The 21648-nt window shown below is 50.9% G+C and carries 10 protein-coding genes; 5 read left to right on the plus strand and 5 right to left on the minus strand.

The features are described 5' to 3' along the window. Positions 1-25: 25 nt before the first annotated feature. Positions 26-1408 (minus strand): diguanylate cyclase, encoded by a 1383-nt coding sequence (locus QQZ17_RS14825; RefSeq protein WP_152404696.1) that lies wholly within the window; start codon positions 1406-1408, stop codon positions 26-28. Between the two features lie 566 nt (positions 1409-1974). Here QQZ17_RS14825 and QQZ17_RS14830 point away from each other — a divergent pair. The 4 genes from QQZ17_RS14830 (at position 1975) to QQZ17_RS14845 (ending at position 14191) form a co-directional block, all read left to right on the plus strand. Further along, positions 1975-3087, plus strand: coding sequence for a DUF2235 domain-containing protein (locus QQZ17_RS14830; RefSeq protein ID WP_152404698.1), 1113 nt, complete (start codon positions 1975-1977; stop codon positions 3085-3087). 204 nt (positions 3088-3291) lie between these two features. Further along, entirely contained in the window at positions 3292-3579 is a 288-nt protein-coding gene (locus QQZ17_RS14835; protein WP_152404700.1) for a hypothetical protein, read from the plus strand. 51 nt (positions 3580-3630) lie between these two features. Continuing rightward, the gene (locus tag QQZ17_RS14840) at positions 3631-8916 is read left to right on the plus strand and encodes a hypothetical protein (RefSeq protein WP_152404702.1); all 5286 of its coding nucleotides are present in this window, start codon (positions 3631-3633) and stop codon (positions 8914-8916) included. A gap of 1 nt (position 8917) precedes the next feature. Continuing rightward, a complete protein-coding gene (locus QQZ17_RS14845) occupies positions 8918-14191 on the plus strand; it encodes a hypothetical protein (protein WP_152754625.1) in 5274 nt (1757 codons plus the stop codon). 45 nt (positions 14192-14236) lie between these two features. Here the strand turns inward: QQZ17_RS14845 and QQZ17_RS14850 are convergent, their stop codons facing one another. Beyond that, positions 14237-15565, minus strand: a complete 1329-nt coding sequence (locus tag QQZ17_RS14850; protein WP_152404706.1) for a glycoside hydrolase family 10 protein — start codon at positions 15563-15565, stop codon at positions 14237-14239. Positions 15566-16283: 718 nt separating this feature from the next. On the opposite strand from QQZ17_RS14850, the gene QQZ17_RS14855 reads away from it, so the two are divergent. Further along, positions 16284-19496, plus strand: a complete 3213-nt coding sequence (locus tag QQZ17_RS14855) for an autotransporter outer membrane beta-barrel domain-containing protein (protein ID WP_152404708.1) — start codon at positions 16284-16286, stop codon at positions 19494-19496. Positions 19497-19790: 294 nt separating this feature from the next. On the opposite strand, the gene QQZ17_RS14860 is transcribed toward QQZ17_RS14855, so the two are convergent. The 3 genes from QQZ17_RS14860 to QQZ17_RS14870 form a co-directional block, all read right to left on the minus strand. After that, entirely contained in the window at positions 19791-19988 is a 198-nt protein-coding gene (locus QQZ17_RS14860) for a hypothetical protein (protein WP_000710701.1), read from the minus strand. Between the two features lie 694 nt (positions 19989-20682). Then, the gene (locus tag QQZ17_RS14865) at positions 20683-21090 is read right to left on the minus strand and encodes a hypothetical protein (protein ID WP_001572392.1); all 408 of its coding nucleotides are present in this window, start codon (positions 21088-21090) and stop codon (positions 20683-20685) included. Positions 21091-21137: 47 nt separating this feature from the next. After that, positions 21138-21548: a hypothetical protein gene (locus QQZ17_RS14870; RefSeq protein WP_284554139.1), complete on the minus strand. Its 411-nt coding sequence runs from the start codon at positions 21546-21548 to the stop codon at positions 21138-21140. Positions 21549-21648: the final 100 nt, after the last annotated feature.

Below are 21648 nucleotides of genomic sequence, written 5' to 3' on the forward strand. Positions count from 1 at the left end.
TTTTACCTCTGCATCCGGATATTTCTCAGGAAGCTGGTTTCCAGAGTTCAACACAATTCCTGCCTCGTCTTTTTGCCGTATACAGAGCTTCATCTGCGATCTGAATTAAGCGCTCGTAATCCGGGTGACCATTAAACATGGCGGCGCCAATTGACAGTGAAAGCGGAATGATTTCGCCATTCGGCGATTTAATTTTGGTTTTCTCGACGCGACTGCGAATACGTTCGGCAGTGCGCAGCGTATCGGTTTGGTTCGCCTCGGTAAGAACGATAACAAATTCATCGCCCCCGTAGCGGAAAACATAGTCACTGCTGCGTACGTTATCATAAAAAGCCTGAGAAACCCGACGCAGAATATCATCACCGGTATTGTGACCCCAGGTGTCATTGATCTCTTTAAATTTATCGACGTCGATAATCAATACCGAGAGTGGAGTGCCGGCGCGATTAGCATGGGCGATCTCACGTTTAAAAATGGTCGGCAGGAAGCGACGATTCAGTAATTTAGTTAACACGTCCATCCCCACCTCATGGCGGGAAACTTCTTCAAACAATTCGCGCAGCAGGGTGATTATCTGCGAAATGGAATTGCGGATTTGCAGCAGGAACTTCACACGCGCCGCTTTATTGTTCAGCGCTTTTGTTGATCCGTTGGCGTTATGAAAAATGCCGTCAAAATCCTGAATTAAGCGTGAAATATGGCCAACTTCAGCAATGCCACTGAAATAATGCCGACCTTTGTGATTGAACCACAGGCCAAAATCCGCCTGACTCAGCGGCAGGCTGTTGCCCAGATCGGAATCGAGTAACACTTTATAAATAATGTCCATTTCCCATGAAAGCAGGGCGCCAATTTGTCGCTCTTTCTCTTCTTCCGCATTTTCCAGCAGGGTGAAAATACGATAATTTTCATCTTCTTTGGCGGCCGTACTTTCACTGAATGAGAAGGCGCGGGACATCACTTCCATTGCCAGATCGATGCTGTTTATAGAAAAATGATAAACCTGTAATTTTTCAATTGAATCATGGTGACCATCAATAATGATGGGGTAGAGGATCTTTTTCAGAACCCGGAAACCCATTTCAACCAGTTCAACCGGAATACCTATACGCGCATGCACCTCAGCAACCGTATGTTGATCTTTTATAAGCTGGTCAATATCGTCAACCTTGCAGGAGAGAACGTTGATAATCCAGAGTTCGAGGGCATTTTTTAGCTGTCTCTCAACCTGTTCATTACTCAAAAACTCTTCTGCATGCGGATCGGTGAGAACATCACGATAGAACTCAATGCTCAGGGTATGTGCATGGGCCTTTGCGATCTCAGACGCAAGCTGGCGAATGTGAGGATGGGTGTTTTCAACCAGTGCCTCCCATTCGTTTTTCATTCTTTTAAGATACATCTCCATGATGCAGATCCTTACAGTGGTTAGCGAACGACATTGCGGCCTGGGTCATATGCACATTCGGGATAGTAAGATGAATCTAAAGCACAGAACACCTGAAATGTAGCATGGGTACATTAATGAAATAGTGTAATGCCTTAAGCCATATTTTCATGCAATCAGGCGAAGTAGACCTGAAATAATTATGGATATAGCCAAAAGTAGCAAAAAAAATCCTTTTTAAGCGACTTTTTAAACTAATCGACTTCTGAAAAGTATAGTCCATCCTTTTGATCGTTGAGAGGAATGAGTAACCCGCGCAAGATGACGAATGGTATCTTTTATCATCTCGCTGTTTTTCAATTTCATGAAATGACATGAGTGATTTTTTGAAAGAAATCTTCATCATTATGTAATAAATCCTATTTTTTACGCCGGGTAATAATCAGCGTATTTTTTGACGCTTATTTCCGCCGTTATTTATTGATCATTCGCCGTAGAGTTGATCGCCAACAACCCTTCAGATCACACGTTGCGTTCTACTCTCTCCTTAGCCACAGCATATCGGCAGCGAAATAGTGGAGGTTACGATGGGACGACAACTCGTTATTTTTCTGGATGGCACGGGCAATCGCTTCAGTCATAAACCAACGAATGTCATTCGGTTGCTACGCTCACTGCCTAAAGAGCGCGAGGACGTGCTGACCTATTACGATCAGGGCGTCGGGACGTTTGGCGTTAAGGAGACGCTCTTTGAATGGCAAAAGTTGCCTTCGCGGATCTGCGGACTGGCGTTTGGTTGGGGACTCAAGCGTAACGTCGAAGGGGCTTATCACTTCCTGGCAGAGAATTACCGTCAGGGAGATGAAATCTATCTGTTCGGCTTTTCCCGTGGTGCCTATGCTGCCAGAGCGCTGGCGGCGCTGATTCACACGGCGGGTATTGTTGAAGGCTATCAGGCGCATCTCTTTGACTATGCGTGGGCAATGCTGCTGGCAAGAACCGGGGAGAATCATACGCCAGACTTCAAACTTCAGGCGCGTTTCAAGTCTACCTTTGGCAGGCGGGTGAACGTCCATTTCCTTGGCCTGTTTGATACGGTGAAGTCGGTGGGCTGGATTTACGATCCGGTCATCATTCCTTATACCGCGAACAACCCGGCTGTTGAGATTGTCCGTCATGCGGTGTCCATTGACGAGCGGCGCTGCTTTTTTCGCCAGCATCTCTGGCGCAAAAATGATGATATGAAAACGGATCTAAAAGAGGTGTGGTTTGCCGGGGTGCATTCCGACGTTGGTGGTGGTTATCCGCCACCGCAGTCGCAACTGGCGTTGACGACGTTTCGCTGGATGTTGGGTGAAGCCTGGCGCGCTGGACTGAGCATCGATTTTTCCCGTGCTAAAAAGGAACTGTCGATTCGCATGCGGGGATTCCCTGCTATTCATGACTCCATGCTGTTGGGGTGGAAGTTTGCCGAATGGCTACCTCGTCTGGTCTGGACCGGAGAAGATCATCAGCGTGAACTCAAAATTGGCGCAATGCCCCCGTTTGGTCAACCGGTTCCGCGGCCAATGACGGGCGTCATCAGCGTACATGAATCGGTGGTTAATTTAATGAACGCCAATCCGGATTATCGACCGTCCAATCTTCCTCGTTATTATTCGATTGAGGGCGACGATCCGGGGATCGCGAGTTTACTCTGAAGACGCTCACGTCGCCGGGTTATTATTGCCGCTGTTTACCCTGTTCTGAATATTCGTGAACAGGGTAAACAGATTAATGCCTCAGTGTGATGTCCTCTGCCGGAATAACCTTTTTCTCTTAGAGTCCCCCTGAAATTCACTGCACTATCCTGAAGTGTGTAAAACGCATAAATACGGCTATCCGGCCGGTTCAGGAGTGAAACCATGAGCACACGTTACACCGTAGAAATTACCTCTTCCGACGGTCATTCTGCCCGTTTAAAAATTGAGATTTCCTTTCTTCCTGGACAGTCGGAATGGACGTCAGAGCAGCCTGATGTCTTCTCAATTAATACTGGCCCAATGCTTAACAATTTTCAGCTAATGGGACTGGGCGTTACACCGGTGGCTTTTCTGACGAATTTCCCCGGCAAAAGCAGCGGAAAGGGCGGGAAGAACGATCCGGGAGGGTCATTTCCACATGGGGAGCTGGACTGGGAGATTGTGCCATAAGCGTGACGCGTTCGGCTGATACCGCAGTTTCATTATTCCCTGGAGGTTGCAATGTCAGAACTCACCACCGCCTGGCAAGACTTAATGGAAAGCATTGAAGCGGGCTGGCGTCGTAGTAGACGCAGCGATCGGGTCAGTCTTTTACCAATGTTCAATAAGAATAACGACCTCCAGCTAAAATTTGATGTGAATGGCGTCGTCGCCGTGACGTTTGATTCCCGCCAGAATCCCTCTTTTCGCTGGGCGCCATCGACAAAGCGTCCGGGTTTTTCTGTGCTCACCGCCACATTACCGCTACAGAAGGCATCGCAAAAAACGGTCTATTTTGATGGGCTGGCGCTGAACCTGGCGACGTCCGGGCATGTGGTCAGCCTGTTTCTGAAAAAAGACACCTTCGATATGTACTACGAACTGACGCTGCAACTGGACAGCGTCAGTCTCTCGCCGGTACTGGCGGAATCAAATTTGCATCGTTCAGCCCTGCGCAACATGACGGCGGAAGAAGCGGGGCATGAACCACATTATTTCAGCGCCAACTGCGGTGAGGGCATTGCGATCGCCGACTCGCAGGCTAAAGCCAGTCTGAAGATCGTGTGTGAAAGCGGGCAGCCCGGGCGGGATACGACGTGGACCGTCACGCTGGAACAGGCGGAGAGCATTTTGACTCCCCGGCAAGGGAGCGCGATTCAGATTAGTCACACGCCGTTTATTGTCTCGCAACTACAACAACCGACGCTGGCGGAAGAGGCCGGTAATATTATTGCGCAATGGAAAAGTGACGATCCTGACGGGGCACAGTGGCGGTTCGGTATTGAGAGCGTTTCGCTGAATTTTCCACCGCAGGCGGTGGGTGAAGCGATGGTTCGCGGGGAGCGTTTTCGTCCTGTCGGGCAGGCCAGCCCCATCGATCCACATAAACCGATTCCGTTTCGCTTTTCTCGTCGCACCGAGTTGACGGTGCGTCCTTCTCGCGTGGACCGCCGCTATACCGTACATCCTGGCGACACGCTATCCGTTCTGCGGGATGCCGAACTGACGCGGATGGTGAGCGAAATGGTGTATCCGCTGGAGTTGACCTATCAGCGCACGCCGGAATTACAGCGCACGGTGATTGTTTCCGAGATAGCCAGCGCGCTGGGTCAACCCGCGATTGCCTTGCCGGTCAGTGAGCAGAGCTTTGCTATGAGTCCGCTACTGGAAACCTATTTTCGCCATCACGCGGCAAAAGAAATGGGTGACCTGAAAACGCGTATTACCACGCTGAGAACTCACCATCTCGCCGCCCGGCAAAATTTCATCCATCGTCTCGCCCGGTTCACGCTGAAAGAGGCGAATTACCCGCTGCGCAAGCTGGATCTGACGGAAGGTCTGAGCGCCACACTGCGTGGCAAAAAGCAGGGGGCAGCCGCTGTCTGGCCCCTTCCCGAAGGGGCATCGCTGAGTGATTCCCAGCGTATCGCGCTGGATAACTATGTGGACAGCCTGCCAGACAGTCCTGCCGCTGCACGTTCGCTGCCCATTGGACTGCTGTACTCCATTGAGTTTGCCTCTGAACTGATGGCGGTGTTACACACCCCGGTCACGAAAGAGGTTCGCCTGCTGGAACTGACGCTCTCGGTACTCGGTGCAACCGGCGCGGTACAGGCGGCCTTTGACGAGGGGCGCACGCAGTTCGATGCCAGCGTTGAAAACGGTCAGCTGTCACGGCTGGTAAAAACGCGCTATGGCCGTATCGCCACCGTCTGGAATAAGGCGCGTCACGTGGTGGTTTATACCCGCAGCACCGCACCCGGCGCACAATTTGCCGGGGAGCAGAAAGATGAGGAATTTTTAGGGCGTCCGCTGCTGCGCAAAATGGAAGAGTACATTGAGATCCTCGAACCGTATCGCCTTTTCGACGGCGAAGCGTCTGCGGCGAATAATAAGCCGGGATGCCTGCACGCCTTTCATTTCGCCACGCAGCGCATTTATGTCAATGGTTCATGGGGACACGACGTGGATGAGGGCTACGAAATCCCGTTGTTTAACGAACTGGACAGCTCCGGTTTTTACGTTAAGCCGTGGGCAGGTCCGGTTGCGCGGGGCGGAGGGGATGAACTGACGCAACACTGGCATGACCAGCCACAGCATCTCTACTTTTTTACTACGACAAAAGTCGGGGCCGGGGCGGATACGGACACCTGGGCGTCGCAGTTAGCCATCGATTGCGACGAGAATTACAGCTTTGGCAGAATGACTCGACCAGAGACAGGCGAGCTTCTGAAACCTGTTCAGCTTCCCAGCCTGACGTTACAGGCGCTGACCAATCCCCGATTTTCGATGCCGCTACGCCCGGAGGGCGTCTCTGACATTGTTCATGGCCGTGGCACAGAAGAGCTGGTCGCCAGTATTCGCACAATGCAGATTGAACGTACGCTCGCGACACGCAGGGTGGATCTGAGCACACTACCGGATGATAAGGATAAAAACATTGCGTCGCTGATCCAGCACGCGACATACAGCGCGGAGTTAAAAAGTCTGGAAGCGACGCTTCAGACGCTGTTTCAGGATGCCAAAAAACTCTGGGCGCTATACGAGGGTAACAACGTCAAGACGTTCAAAGAGCGTCTGCTCACACAGGTGGATGACGTCTTTAAAGAATGCAGTGACCGTCTGGACATCAAGGTTAGCGATATAACACAAGGGAAGGGCGAAACCCTTGATCACGTCAAAAAGACCCTGGGGTTGGCGCGATCGCTATCGGTCCAGATGATCGATGAACTCTGTGCTCAGGGGCACGCGGCAACAGACAGCCTGCTGACAACATTGTCTGCGATCCACGATCCGAACCTTGCGCTGGATAGCGTAAAGTCCTTGCTGGAGGAGCGTTATCTCAGCCTCCCCGTACAGGCCTTCCTCAGACGTTCCGCTGAGTCATTGAACGGTGCAAAAGCGGTCATCGCCGATTTACGGCTCTTTTGTGCGAAAGCGCCCGACAACATTGCCGCCCTGTGGCCAGCGCTCAGAGAGATTATTACGCGTGCGGATACGGCGTATAAGGATCTGTTGGGTATAAAGGATCGGGATGCGCTGCTTCTGGCCGTCGACGCGTATTGTCGCACGATGACGACCATGCTTAGTGGCGGCATGAAGAGCGTTGATGAACTCAGTACCGCCATTGGCGCGTTAAAATTCCCTGCACAGTGGCAGGGGCCTCAGCATCTTCGCGATATGCTCACGCTGCCGCTGACCAATCTGAAACGGGCGGTTGCCGCATTTAGCGCGACCATCAGTCATGTGTCAGAACAAATCAGGAACATCGGCGAGCTGGATGCCCAGCGTGCAGAACTGCAAAAGCTGCTCCCGGCGGTACTCACTCCACTGGATGATACGCTCAGCCTGCTGGAGAAGTTCGACTGGCAGACAATGCGTAATACGACAACGACGCTGGAATCGGTACTCGCCGCCATCGACACCTTGCAGGGCAACCTTTTCGGCAATGCCACGCAAACGTTCTTCCCGCAGTGGCAAGAGGAATGCGCGGCATACCGGGCGCTGGTTAAAAACATTGAAGATAAAAAGCCGATTGATAAAGAATTTGCGGATTTTGTCACAGCGCTGGAGGCACTGAACCAGACTCTGGCTGTACCTGCTTTCCCCAACCGTTCGCCATTTTCAACCGCCCTGACTGACCACTGGAACCGGGAATTTATTTCCATCGATAGCGCGGTTTCGACACTCTCCACCAGCTTTGACGAGGTTAATAAACAGGCCACCGCGTTTTTGAGCCACAACGCCGCCGTCGTAAAGGCGGAGCTTGAGCGGCGCAGACTCGACGTGAGGGCGCTGATTGAGGGGCTGTCTGACGCCGGTCAATGGTTTGAGGTCGCGAACAAACTGCAAGAACAGTTAGCCGAGACGACCCGGCAGGTACGCGAACAGTTTGTTGATCGGGCCACGCGGTTGTTTGATCAAAAAAGTCGCGAGTACGCGAAGGCGATCGACGCGACGTTAAAGCAGGCGAATACGGGCATCACCGGGGCACTTCCCCAAGCCGGTCAGGCCATAAAGCTGATGAAGCTGCTTTCAGATCCGCCACAGCTTCCGCAACTGACTATTCGTACCGACAACATTGAATATGTTTTCGACGATCTAAAAGACCAGATTGAAACATCGCCGTTTGTCGCCCGACTCCGTGAGGCCGACGCGGGGATTAAAGAACTGGGGCTGACGATCCCTTCCTGTGAACTGAACGGCAACATTGTCCCTGCGTCGCTTCGGGGCGTTGATTTCTCGCAGATCGTTCGCAATACGGCGATTGATTTTGAAAACTTTTTCAAGAAGTTCAAACTGCCGGACTTGCCCGATGATGCCATTCGTATCAGCCATCATATCGATGCCAAAACGCGTAGCGCCAGTATCAAAGCGGTTATTGATCATCAGTTTACGAGCACAGAATCGCTGTTTGAAATCCCGCCGCTGAGCCTTGATGTCCGTAAACCAAAGCTGGTGGCCACCAGTGATGTCGATATCTCCGTCAGTGACGCGACCAGAAGCCGCACGCAGGCGCTGTTCAGCGGCGACTGGATCCTCAACTTTTCAGGCCAACCGCTGGTGACCTTTGCGGATGCCCGCATTCAGTACAGTGAAGCCAGCGGATTCACGTTCGATCTCGACCCGAAGAATATCGAACCACACGCCGCGCTGAAATTTATCGGCGACGTATTACGGGGCGCGATGCCAGACGTTCCTCCGTATGTGGAAATCGTCAAAAACAAAGCGGGGATCCCGACGGGGGCGTCGGTGAGCCAGAAACAGGCGTTTGGTCCGCTGGAGTATGGCGGCGTCTCTCTGGGTAAATCTGTGCTGGCTTCCGGGTTCCGGCTGAATATGAACGACGGGATGATGCAGATTGAAACTTACTTTGGCATTGGTGAAAAAGCCTCCCCGGTGTCCATGCAGATAGGCGTCTATGGCGGTGGCGGCTGGCTAACGACCCGGGCCGCCGCGGTGAATAAGGACGGCAAACTCACAGCGGAGTATGAGGCATCGATTGGCGTGGCATTGGTCTCGACGAAAACCTTCAATCTTGCGGGTGTCGCCGAGGGTCATTATGCCATTCGACTGTTTGTCGAAGCCGGTTTCTCCTCCGACGCATCGCATAACTTTTTTGCCGCCGGCGTGCAAATGACCGGTAGCGCGAAGGTACTGGGCTATCTGACCGCTTATCTGAATTTACTGGTGCAGGTCGAGCACCGAAACGGACAGATGAAAGGGCGCGGACATCTGGATATTTATATCGAAGTTTGCTGGTGCTACACGGCGCATATTTCCCGCACAGTGGAACAGGATTTGTGAGGTGTCTATGTCATTAACAACGTTTAGCTGGATGATGCATGGCAATGATGAAGGGCTGGTGGATGGGGATACGAAACGGCGAATCTCAGTTAACTGGGTGATGCCGACGGGAGAACTTCCCGTTGGTGTCCCGTCCATAGACGGACAGACGGTGATTGACACCGTCGGTTCGCTGCTCTGGCCCTGGCAAATGCGCATTACCGGCTGGGCGATAGTTACCGATAAACAATTTCACCTCGCCACGCCGGTCCCGACCAATGTGCTGACCGATCCGCAGAATCTGCAGGAAAAAATGGCGGACGAAATCGGGCAAAAGTGCAGCCGTTGCAAACTGCCGTTTTCCACCGCTATGGCGCAGGCCCAGGCCAGCCCTGGTGAAATCAGTCTGCCTCACCTGTTTGCCCCCCTGACGCTGTTACCTGCTGGCGTGAGTCTGGATATGCTGGGCATGACCCGCAGCTTTACCCTTGACGATGCAACACTCCCTGTTGCCTGTGCTCCGGAATTCACGATGACTCATAAGGGGCAGAACATCGTCTTTAGCCCTGTGAGTGCCGACACAAAGGGCGAGATAGTGACGATCGGCTACGAGGCAAAGGCGGAGAAAGAAGATAAGCCTTACTCGGGTTTGCCCGCCTTTGCTGTCGTGATGAAAAAGATCAAACCCGCCGACAGCGTGACGCTAACGCCGACACTGAAGAGCGCCGAACGAGCGGAAATGGGGATGCGCGCCTGGCTGGCCGATGCCGTTCTGGCACCGTTGCCCATGTTGGCTCACGTACTCAATGCCGAAGCGGCCAATGCCAAAACAGGCAATGGCGAATGGCAACCAGGCATTGAACAACATCAACTGCTGAACCGCGCATTAGGTCCTGGGTATCTGTGTACTGAAATACGCGATAAGTCGATTCGGCATTTCTGGTTCTGGGATCGCCTTCAGGGCAGCAACCCGGTGGCGATTTCGATCGAGACCTGGGACGCTAACACCCTGGTCTGGGAAACACTCAGGCAGGCGATTAATAACCCCGGGACGGGTGAACATCGGTTATTGCAACCCCTTGTCAACGATAGCAGTAAGACCATTACGGGCTTTGCGCTAAACGTGGGGATGATGCTCAGTACCGCCGATGGCCGACGGATAATGATGACCTCATGGCTGGCGGCAGTGGCGGTGAATTTTCATCAGCCAGATGCTAACAACCCAACACTCAACTTTATCGAGTGGTATCAACTGATATCGTTGCATTACTCAGACCCCGGCATGGCCGAACTACAGGCGCGCTGGTGGTTTTTCCATCTGTCTATAAAAGCGCCAGCGGCAACACAAGCACTGCACGCCGGCATCGAGTCCTGGATTGCCGGAGATGTTTCAACTCAGGCCACCGTTCTGAGTGACAGCTATCAGGAAATGCTGGCGTTGCTGGTGGAGTGCCCAACGCCGGACACGCAGAATGCCAGTATCAGTGAAGTACTTCAGACGCTACAGCAGCAAATGCAGTTACCCGGCGCGCAAAAGGTTATCAGTCTGGGCGAGGAGCGCGATCTGGCGGTTGAAATCTGCCCGCCGGACGGGGCCTATGACGATCGGGACATTCGCGGTTATGCCGTCGCCATGGCCATGGGGAAGGAAAGTATCGTCCCCAAATTAGGCTGCGCGTGGCTGACGGACACGGCGCTGAAAGTGCAGGGGGCGTGGCTGCCGGACACAGAGCGGAAAGGGCCCACACAGCGCTTTCACGACACCGTGGGGGCGACCGTGCAGAACGGTCGCAAAGTGGTGGCGTTTGCCTATTCGGGCGCGCCGTTGAGCGGTGCGGTGAGCCTCAAAGACGGCGTCGACTGTCTCGATTTCGGCTGGCCCAAAGACCCACAGGAAAACTCGGATATCTATACCTCTCCCTGGCGACTCCCTCCGCTAGCCTATGGGTTCCGCTATTGGGTAACCGGAACGGCAATCGGCAATGGCGGGCAGATTCTGCAGGAGAACTTTCGCAGCGGTGACAATCCCTGTGCGCTCAAAGCGGCCAGCCAACTGAATTTCTTACCCGGTGAGGGCTATCTTTATTTGTGCCGGGTAGCACCAGGTGCCGTCACCGTGCAGTCCACAGAGAAGGCCGTCGATCCCTGGCTGATGGAAGGGGAATCCCGCGCCTGGGATCAGCAAGGCTTAGCGGCGGATCGGGCGCAGGCCGGTGAACACCCGAAAGTGGCAGACGGCAGGCGCCCCCGTGTTGTTGTCATTTGCGACGGAAAAAACAACTGGAACAGCAGCGCGCTCACGGCGGCCACGCTGACGTTGACCCCGCCCGATGCCACGGAACAGGTACTGACAAAGTGGATGGAAGCCGACATCTGCCTGGAATTGCTCAAACCCGACCTCGGGAAGAGTGCAACGCTCAGAGCCCAGCGTGCCACACTACTCAAGAAACTGCGTAAAACAGGCAAAAACCTGCCTGAGGATGTGGTCGATCTTCCTCGCCATCCCGCCGTTAAGTCTATCGGGGTGAGAGTGAAATTTGATGATGGTCCGCAAGTCGATTACCTCGTCACGCCAACATACCTCACAGAACGAGGTTTTTTAACGCCAGCCACACTGCGCGTTGAGGCCGGAAGCGCATCACGCGTCCTGCCGCCAAAGGGTACGGATACTGGCACGATAACGCTCATCCTGAAACCGGGAACGATTGCCACCGTGACCCTCTGGTCTCTGGTGCCAACGACATTCTTTATCCCAGGGCCAGATATCCGGATGGCAGACTTTGCCACTGATAATAACGACAAGACACACCCGACCTGGAGCGAGGCGTCACACCGGGGGTTTTCACCCGTTGTGCACCTGTTTGAGTGTTTACCTGACACAATAACGCTGTTCGACGGTGCGGGCAGGGCGCTAAAAGAGATTCAGCAGGCGCTCCGTTTTGTGCCGCAAGAGTCAGATACCGTCGCCTATCTGGCAACGGAGAAGGGGTTCGACGCGAACGGGCTGAAGGGGTTTCTGATTCAGCGACACGAATGGCACTGGACGGGCTACCCGCTGGCGCTGCCCAAGCGGTTGGGTGACAACACTCAACTGGAGCAGTGGTCCGAAGCGTTTGCTGGCACCTCGTCTTTACGCGAAACGCAGAACCATATTCTGCAAACCAGCCGTGCGGCAACACCCGCAGACTGGCGCTTTGGCTCACTTGCCGAACCGGCGCTCCTCTGTCGACTGCGAATGCCCGGCTATCACGGTGCGCGTTTTTTCGCCTGCGTCATGCGCCCGATCCTGCGTTATCGCCGTTGGCTGAAAACCAGTGCGGTTCAGGATCTTGAGAACACGATTGTCGCTAAAGGCACCGTCGTGCCCGCACGTATCAACTGGCACGATCCCTCACTGCGGCTGGCCCCGCCGACGGTCCATACCACGATCCCGCTGGTCCGCACGGTCATGGCGCTCGAGAAGGAAAAGCCAGCGGAGATCCGTACCAGTGCAAACGGGGCGCTGATTTGCCTGAACGACGCGCTCTGTCGAACGGCGGCGCTGACGCAGTACAGCGGCGTCGGGGAAACCTTCGACGTTGACCTCGAAGCCACGCGCTATGCCACGGTGAATGAAATTGGCCCCAATCCCATCTTCCACGCAGGGCCAGGGCAGCGCGTGGATGATGCGAAGAAGGTCACGCTTTTTCTGCCTGGGAGTAGCTGGTTCACCCAATTGGGCGAGCCGGTCGTGCCTGAGCGCGAGATGAACTGGGGAATCGAGGTCGAGCGTCCCTTTGGCCTGACTTACGATACCGACAGCAATGCCAAAGTGGTGCAGACGGCCATCATCGTCCGCCCGACGGGACACGATGTTTTTGCCTACTGGATAATGGCGAAGATCCGTATCCGTCGGATGCTTGACCCACACGAGAAGTGGACGTTGAGCGATCAATTTCCCCTCAGCGAGGATAAGCAGAGTTGGTTACTCGGGCGCCGGGAAGAAGGCGACGATCGCGTTCCGTTTGATTTCGTCATCGAGATCCCGCCGGGAACTGATTTTCTCCTCTCCCTGCATTTTGCAGAGGGAAAACGTATCGAGAAAAATGGCGACGCGAACGCGTCACGCCGTCTGTTGTGCAGTTGGCACAAAGGCCAGTGGGACGGGACGGCGGCAATGCTCTGGGGAGTGCAGGTGCTTGATCAGGTCATGGCCTTTGGGAGCGATCAATGGGCCACCGTCAAACGTTATTCGCCGTGGGAAACGACAGAGGCGACGACTGGATTGCCAATAAAGTCGGTGTTGCCCATTGCGCTGAAAAACGCGGAAGGTTGCAAGGCCCGCCGCCTGTTGCTCAGCGACTATGGTGAATCGCACTGGTTGACCTTTATTGGCATGCCGTACCGGCATCTGGCCATTGCCCGGGAGTCTTTGCGGATGGCGATTGAGGATAAGTACGATCTCGCGCAGTCAAACAAAGAACACGCCATCACGCTGACCCGCAGTAGCGTGGTACAAGCCAGTGAAAATATCTCCCGCGATTTACTGATTGAACCTCTGGAACCGATTAAGAAAACGGCTCCTGGGGAAGAACCGCCCCGTGTCAGACCGGGGGGCGGTACCTTTCACCTGTTGTTGGTGTTTGAACCCGTCAATGACGTGGCAACACCGCTAGCCAATCAGCAACTGGGGAGGCTGACAGGCGTTTATTATCCGCAGCGCGATGACATAACGGCTACGACGCGCTATCCGCAATTGCGCTTTCATTCTTACATGGCGGATTCGCCAATAAAGAATAAATTACCTGATGGCTCAATCGGTTATATCTATAAATTTCACTATACCGACTGCCTGCCAGCGGACTGGACAACGCTGCAAGCGCAGTTGTTTCCCGTCAGGAACGCGGACGGCTCAGGAGAAGAAGCGAAGGTTCGCTGGCTGCCTGAAATCATTGGCCCCATTACCACCGCGCCGCTACCTGTGCATGATGGGCACTGGCCGAAGCCCAACGTAACGCTTAAGCGAAAAGAGGGGAAAGAGAGGTCCATTGATCTGAATGTTGATGAAGACCGGGGATGGCGCTGTCAGGTAACAAAGGAAAAAGGAACCGATGTGTTCAATGCGCTTAGTTGGGCCGATGACCTGCCGGGAGGGCTCTGTACCGTGCTGGAGGGCGATCGGCTGGCGCTGGTTGGCAGTGGAGGGCGACTTATCGCAACGTTCACAGACTGGTCGCAGAAGAAAGGGGATGTACAGACGTATGATGACAAAGGCCAGCCCCGAAGTGAGCGCTGGGGCTGGAACTGGAACGCGTAAATGACGACGTAAAGAGAGAACGGCGTCTCTCTTTACGTTACAGTGTCACTTAGACCAGCGGTTTCTCAGATAATTGACGACCTGCTGGGCCTGCGGTTGGTTGAGATTGTTTTCTCTGAACAAAATCGTGCCGCTGATTTGTGGCATCGATTCATTCAAATCGAGTTGTTTCTTCAGTTCCGGGACGCCGCCGTTGACCGTCCAGTCCGGTTCATTGCGTGAGGGCTCGCCGACCTTGTACAGCGCAACACCGATATACAGCCGCGTTTTTGTCGGCTTCACGACGTCCGCCCACCATTTTGCCAGCACGTCATAGCGCGCTGCATCGCGGGAGAAGGGCCAGTAAATTTGTGGCGCGATGTAATCCAGCAGGCCCTGTTTCACCCAAAGCCGTGTGTCCGCATACGACTCATCATAAGCTGCCGCGCCACGGGTATCGGATCCGGCGGGGTCATGCGAACGGTTACGCCAGACGCCAGCCGGACTGACGCCAAACTCCACGTCCGGATTGATTTGTCGTATAGTACGGGAAACCTGCTCAATTAACTGTTGCGTATTATGGCGACGCCAGTCAGCTTTTGAGCTGAATCCCTGGCCGTAACGCTGGAAGGTCAGACTGTCGTTCAGCGCTGAACCGGGGGACTCGGCATAGAAATAATCATCAAACTGGACGCCATCCACCGGATACCGTTTCACCACTTCAGCCACGATACTGGTTATCCAGTCACGGGCTTCCGGGATCCCCGGGTCGAGAACATAGCGATCGCCAGCGGTACGGATCCAGTCACGATGGAGGACAAACACGCTGGCGGGCTGAAGCGACACGGTGCGGTTTAGCGCATTCACCGTTGACGATTTCACATTGGTGGAGACGCGATAAGGGTTGAACCAGGCATGAACGCGCATGCCGCGCTTGTGGGCTTCATCGAGCATGAACTGGAGCGGATCGTAGCCTGGATTCTCACCAATCTTCCCGGTGAGCATATCCGACCACGGTAAAATGGATGACGGCCAAAGGGCGGTGCCGTCGGGTTTAACCTGAAAGAAAACGGTATTAATACCCAGTGACTGTAAGTTATCGAGTTTATCCGTTAACGCCTTTTTCTGCATTGCAATGCGCGTAGCGGCGCTACTGACATTAACAGACGCCACCGGCGGCCAGTCCAGCCGGGAAACCGTCGCCAGCCACACGCCGCGAACCGGCTCATTCAGTTTCTGCGCTTTAGACGGCGATGTCGGCGTAGATTTCGGCGGCGTTACCAGTGAAACCGGGGGTTTTGATGAACAGCTCGCCAGGAAGAACGCTGCCACCACCAGGGCACTGATTTTTTTAACGCGAAACAGAGAGAAAACGCCACGAGAACAGATATCCATATAGGCCAGTCATCCGGTTAACACAAAAGAGAAATTATTTTGTTCCTAATCGACGTTAAGTCAAGCTGGCGAAGGGGTAAGGCGTGCAATTTTGCCGGGTCTCAACCAGACTGGGGCCCGGTATCGCCTTCAGCGTTGAATCGCGAGCTATACCGCACGCCATGTTGGCGAAAAACAAAGAAAATATCTGACTAGACCCTCAGCGGCACATTGCCAGCCCGATATAGCAATGGGTCTGATATTGAGAGTTAATTAAATGTAATTTTTTACGGAGGATAAATCGACTTTTGGTCATTATTTGGCTATTTTTCATATAGTAGAATTTATATTGAAAATCGACCAGGTGTTGCGAGGGTGTAATTTGAATTATGAAAATGAATTATTAATCAATTTAGTAGGAAAAAACACATGCAACACTTTAAGATTATTCTCGTGAAAATTCGGAAAAATCAATATAAATAATGACGATCGAATTAATTTCAACAATACAGCATATCTTTATTTATTTGATTTTATTGGGGTTTTGTCGTGATTGCTGGATTATGAAATAACTTTTATTTTTAAATATTCCAAACGCAAACTATTGACTGCGGTATTGATATTCATTAAGCTAAAAAATAATCTTATGATTAGATAATGGTATTGTGAATTCTATAGTAAATAGTATTCAAATTCATAAATCAGGAATGAATTATAATGGATAAGGATATCAATTCAAATGACCTTGCTATCTGCGTTTTACCGCCATAAAAGGCATTTTCAGATCACGGCGATTGCACTGGCCATCAGTGGCGCCCTGGTATCGTCACAAGTTCATGCCGTTGTTACCACCTATGTCAGGGCTTCGGATGGACAGGAGGTGACATTAACGCCTAATGAACAGTACATAATGAATGATACCGCCGCGTTACTCGCTTCAAATGCGGGGACGATTAGCGGGGAGGGGGTTTCTCTCACTGTCAATTACGTCACTGGTGGCCTGGCCGTTATTAGTGCACAATCCGGAGGAAAGGTAGTTCTTACGGGAGCAACGATAAATTATTTAAAAAATCAGCCCAGTTATAGCATTGACCGCACGCAGGCTATTCAGGTAACGGGCCAGAATTCACTTGTCGATATTTCTGACTCCAGAATAGAGAGTTTTAATTACATTGCAAAAGTGCTGGCTGGGGCGACAGCCCGCTTCCATAACACGGTGATGATCGCGCATATGCATGGATTGAATGCGAAGGATATTGGTTCAAGCATTCATGTCACTGATTCTGATATCACGTTCCTTGGTCAGTCGACCGGTTTAAATGCACGAAATGGCGCACTACTCACTGCCCGGAATACGTATATTCATGGGGATGTCAGTTATGGCTCGTCGTTATCCTGGGATTCAAATTTCCCGGTGCAAAACCAGACGCAGGCGACTAAAGGTATTTATGATAATGTCACAATCGAGACGCAGCGAAATGAAAATGTAGGTTATGCGATCTGGCAAATCGGGCGTTCTCAGTTTTTGATGAACGACTCACATATTATTACGCATGGTAACAATACCAGTGCCGTATTTGCCGATAAAAGTCAGGAAATATCGGAAGTTCGCAATACAAAAATGGAGACGCTGGGTAATAATGCTATCGCTGTAGGCATGAGAAATGGTAGCCAGATTCTGCTTGCGGACAACAGTGAAATTATTACCTCTGGTGATAACAGCTACGCCCTGTATGCGCATCATAACAATAGCGACAACGTTGCTCCCACCACAATTACGGCATCGGATACCGCCATTACACTTTATGGTACAGGGAGTTACGGCGTCAGCACTGAATCTGCAGGGTCACAGGTTTACCTCGATAATGTTCAACTGACGACTCACGGAGTGACATCAACAGGACTCATAGCGAAAACGGCAGGGAGTATTTTACATGCGAACCGTCTTAACGCGCAAATTCATGGAGCGACGTCTGTTGGGGTACGGATACAAAACGGGGCTGATGTTCAACTGAATAATAGCCTGTTGAAGATGACCGGTAACGGCAGCCATGGTATTGTTTTTAACACCGCCAGCACGAGTGATGCTAATAGTTTACAGGTAACCGGTAGCCATATTGAAACCAATGATGGCTATGCCATCCAGAATGAAAGCGGCTCGTTAGCCCTGAACCTGAATGACTCCATGATTATTGGTCGTTCGGGAGGCGAAATCGATGTTGCCATCAACGTCAAAGATTTAAGTTCATCAAGGCGATCGGGCGCAGTGGATATCACGGCGGATAATTCGCATATTTTCGGCGATATTATTTCGCAGTCAATGAATGCCAACAGATCTTTAGACGTGACGTTAAACCATGCCTCCACATTCACCGGTCGGACACCCGATGTTGATACAATGACCCTGAATGATACCAGCCAATGGAATATGACTGACAGCTCGACAGTTGCAACGCTTTCAAATAACGGTTCGGTCGTGTTTTCGTCCCCAGGCAACAGCGGCGCATTTAAAACATTGACGGTGAATGGCAATTATAGCGGCGGTGGTAACGTCACCATTAATACGACGTTAGGTGATGACGATTCTGAGACGGATAAACTGGTGGTGCAGGGGAATACGTCGGGGACAACCGGTCTGTTTGTTAATAACCATAATGGCGGCGGCGCTCAAACGACTGATGGTATTGAGATTATTACTGTCGCTGGAGAATCTGAGGGTATTTTCACTCTCCGAAATCGCGTCGTTGCCGGCGCTTATGAATATCACGCTGCTAAAACGGGTAAAAACTGGTATTTAACCAGTTCTGTCTATGAAGAACCGGAAGAACCTGTAACCCCCACTGACCCGGAAACGCCAGTCACTTCGCCAGATCCAGCGACTCCCGCCACACCGTCAGATCCAGCGGCTCCCGCTACACCGTCAGAACCGGCAATTCCAGAAAGTCCGAATCAACCCGCAGAGGAGAGTGGCGGTGGGGGCGTTAAGGTAATACGTCCAGAAGCAGGGGCCTATGTCGCAAACCTTGCGCAGGCAAATACCATGTTCGTTTCCCGTTTACACGACAGGCTCGGTGAAACACAGTACACCGACTTTTTAACCGGTGAGAAAAAAGTGACCAGCATGTGGTTGCGTCAGGACGGCGGGCACACTCGCAGTAAAACTCAGTCTGGCCAGCTAAAAACGCAGAGCAATCGTTACGTGGTGCAAATCGGCGGGGATATCGCGCAATGGAGCCATAGTGGCCTGGATCGTTTTCATTTAGGTGTCATGGCGGGTTATGGTTATGCACAGGGCAATACGAATGCTAAATACAGTGCGTATAAGGCCAAAAACAGAGTAGATGGCTATTCGCTGGGAATGTATGGTACCTGGTATGCCAACCAGCAGGATAAATCCGGATTCTATGTCGACAGCTGGGTCCAGCATGCCTGGTTTACTAACTCCGTACAGGGCGATGGATTATCCAAAGAGAAATATGATTCGCAAGGATGGTTAGCGTCGGTTGAAGCTGGATACAGTTTTAATCTGAGCCAGCACGATAACGTCAGTTACTGGATTCAACCAAAAGCTCAGGTGGTCTGGATGGGTGTCCATGCAGATAAACACGATGAAACGAATGGAACAAAAGTGACTGGCAATAGCGGGAATTTGTCGACGCGTTTAGGTTTGCGCGCTTATCGCCAGGAGCAACGTGAAACAGATGCAGGAACCACGCGAGCACTGCAACCGTTTGTTGAGGTTAACTGGCTGCACAATACTAAAAACGTCGGCGTGACAATGAATGATGTCTCTGATTATCAGGCTGGTGCACGCAACATCGGAGAAGCTAAAGTCGGTATTGAAGGCAACATTAACAAAAAAATGAGCGTATGGGGTAGTGTGGCCCAGCAAATCGGTGACCACGGATACCGTGATTCGCAGGCGTCTATTGGCATCAAATACAGTTTCTGATCCATTTGCCTGAAGGGACGTTGCGTCTGACCGGAGCAAGCCGGAAGGAAAAGGGAGTAATCGTTATTTCGGGACTGCAGTCACCAGAAAGGAGGATCCGGTGACTGCAATGCCTTATCGGGACCGGTTCAGCAAAGGGTAGCAAGGTAGTAAGCGATACAGGATTCATTTTGCCAGATTCAATTTAACATAATCTATGTTATATGTACTTATAAATCAATGACATAAGGTTTAAAGTCGTATGATCTACGCACTAGGCCATGGCTTGTAATGAGTGAAAAAAGGTTCAAGATTTTAGAGAAATGCTCCCAAGATCAACATGGCGGCATAAGTTTTCCAGCTTGACCAATCAATCGTGGAACCAAGCAACAGATAGAATGCCAGGCCTACCAGCCCCAGCTTTACTACTATCCCAATTAATATGGTAAAGATAGACTCATCGCGTTCGCCTTTAAGTAATTTACAACGCGTAATTAGATCGTCTTTTTTCATGTAGAATCCCTTAGAGTTATTAAAGTCCTGCATTAGAAGTTGTTACCTGCCGAAGTTACCTCGTATGAGTTAACTGTGGCTCCAAACATACAAAATATAAGCTGTGCCAATTGAAAGGATTAGAAAAGCACAGTTACTAATAAAATCTACTAATGCTTGTAGCTTCTTTAGTCTCACTATTGCTGGACCGTGTTCAGTAGAGGTACTACTCAGCCCTTTTGTTCTGGCACTCTCTGCTTTTCTGAAAAAATTGTAATGCAATCCTGACCGCAAGCAAAACCATGCCAAACCAGTCGTTATTACGATATTTATGTAGAAAGCATATTGAATCATTTGTTCAGTTTCGAAGCTTTCCATTGAAAACCCTTTGTTGAAATGTTGAATAAAATTATTTTTAGTAAATGTAAGCAATAAATAGAACGAATATTAATAGTGAAAGATGCAATGCCAACATCTGCTTATGATGCCTTATGAGGATTTCTTCCTTCGCATTCATTAAATCGTACATCTCATCAATATTTTTATTGCTGGTATATTCGAGACGTTCATCACGAAGTAATTTGAACTTTACCAATACGACAAGTGATTTAATAATAAAGCTCGTAAGCATAACAGTTATAGACAAAAATAAAAAATAGGCCAAATTCATATATCACTCCATGGAGATTAATAGAAAAATTTATAATAAGTAATCTCATAGAGCATTACTTGAATCTTCTTCCCATACTAAGGACTCACCGAGAAATTTAGTTAAAGATGATTTGGCATACTGTGGTTCGGAAAAAAAACGTGGGAACCAGCCGTCAAAGCTTTGGGTACCATTGTGACGATTTTCAGGCGAGACTGATAAGCGGTACCCGTCTCCGTAAGGTGAAATGCTAAATGTGTATCCATCATCTGTCTTTGAGATCAGCGTTTTGCTTGTCATATGACTAATAGATACCGTTAACTCCTTTGGTGTTTGTATCACCGAAAGAAGAAACAATGCGCTTATGGCTGCAAAAATCCAGCAATATAATGATGCATCCATAAAACCAGCTACAACACTCGATCCCAAAAAAAACCAAAATAAACTTATTAAGATTACTGAGTTTTCATTCATGTCTGTTCCTTGTTATTACTAATTATATTATGCTTTATAGTTGACCGTCAGACTACCCACGGGTTTTGACGAACAAAGTCACGCACTCCATTTATACATGCTTTTGAGATGACTTCAAAATAAGGATGGTTTGATGGAATCATATTCCCGGTATTATCAAGAAGCATAATAGTCCCTAAAGACCGAACCAGTTGATATTCATTGAGCTTACGCTTTAGCAAAGTTTGCAATCTATAAATTGTCTCACCGGAACTGTTACCTTCGATACCTACAACAGAGACCGTACAGTTCACTTCCTGATTATCAGATTGATAATCGAACCAGTAATTTTCGTTGTAATTTCCTTTTTGCGCATGCTCAATTTTGCCAGGCCATTTTACCCATAAAGAAGAGTTGTTTTTAGATCGTAAGATCTGCTTCAGCGTTTCCAATTGAATCGCCACGGGTTTAACAGACACCTCAGAGTCATTTAAGATGGCTTAAAGAGAGGTGCCCATGAGCGGTAAGCGTTATCCCGAAGAGTTTAAAATTGAAGCAGTCAAACAGGTTGTTGATCGC

Source organism: Citrobacter sp. T1.2D-1 (assembly GCF_950098555.1).
GTDB classification, from domain to species: domain Bacteria; phylum Pseudomonadota; class Gammaproteobacteria; order Enterobacterales; family Enterobacteriaceae; genus Citrobacter_A; species Citrobacter_A telavivensis.

What these genes read in the sequence shown, in the direction of transcription:
- QQZ17_RS14825 (WP_152404696.1), bottom strand. Translation starts at nt 1,408, where the DNA reads ATGGAGATGTATCTTAAAAGAATGAAAAACGAATGGGAGGCACTGGTT.
- QQZ17_RS14830 (WP_152404698.1), top strand. Translation starts at nt 1,975, where the DNA reads ATGGGACGACAACTCGTTATTTTTCTGGATGGCACGGGCAATCGCTTC.
- QQZ17_RS14835 (WP_152404700.1), top strand. Translation starts at nt 3,292, where the DNA reads ATGAGCACACGTTACACCGTAGAAATTACCTCTTCCGACGGTCATTCT.
- QQZ17_RS14840 (WP_152404702.1), top strand. Translation starts at nt 3,631, where the DNA reads ATGTCAGAACTCACCACCGCCTGGCAAGACTTAATGGAAAGCATTGAA.
- QQZ17_RS14850 (WP_152404706.1), bottom strand. Translation starts at nt 15,565, where the DNA reads ATGGATATCTGTTCTCGTGGCGTTTTCTCTCTGTTTCGCGTTAAAAAA.
- QQZ17_RS14855 (WP_152404708.1), top strand. Translation starts at nt 16,284, where the DNA reads ATGACCTTGCTATCTGCGTTTTACCGCCATAAAAGGCATTTTCAGATC.
- QQZ17_RS14860 (WP_000710701.1), bottom strand. Translation starts at nt 19,988, where the DNA reads ATGAAAAAAGACGATCTAATTACGCGTTGTAAATTACTTAAAGGCGAA.
- QQZ17_RS14865 (WP_001572392.1), bottom strand. Translation starts at nt 21,090, where the DNA reads ATGAATGAAAACTCAGTAATCTTAATAAGTTTATTTTGGTTTTTTTTG.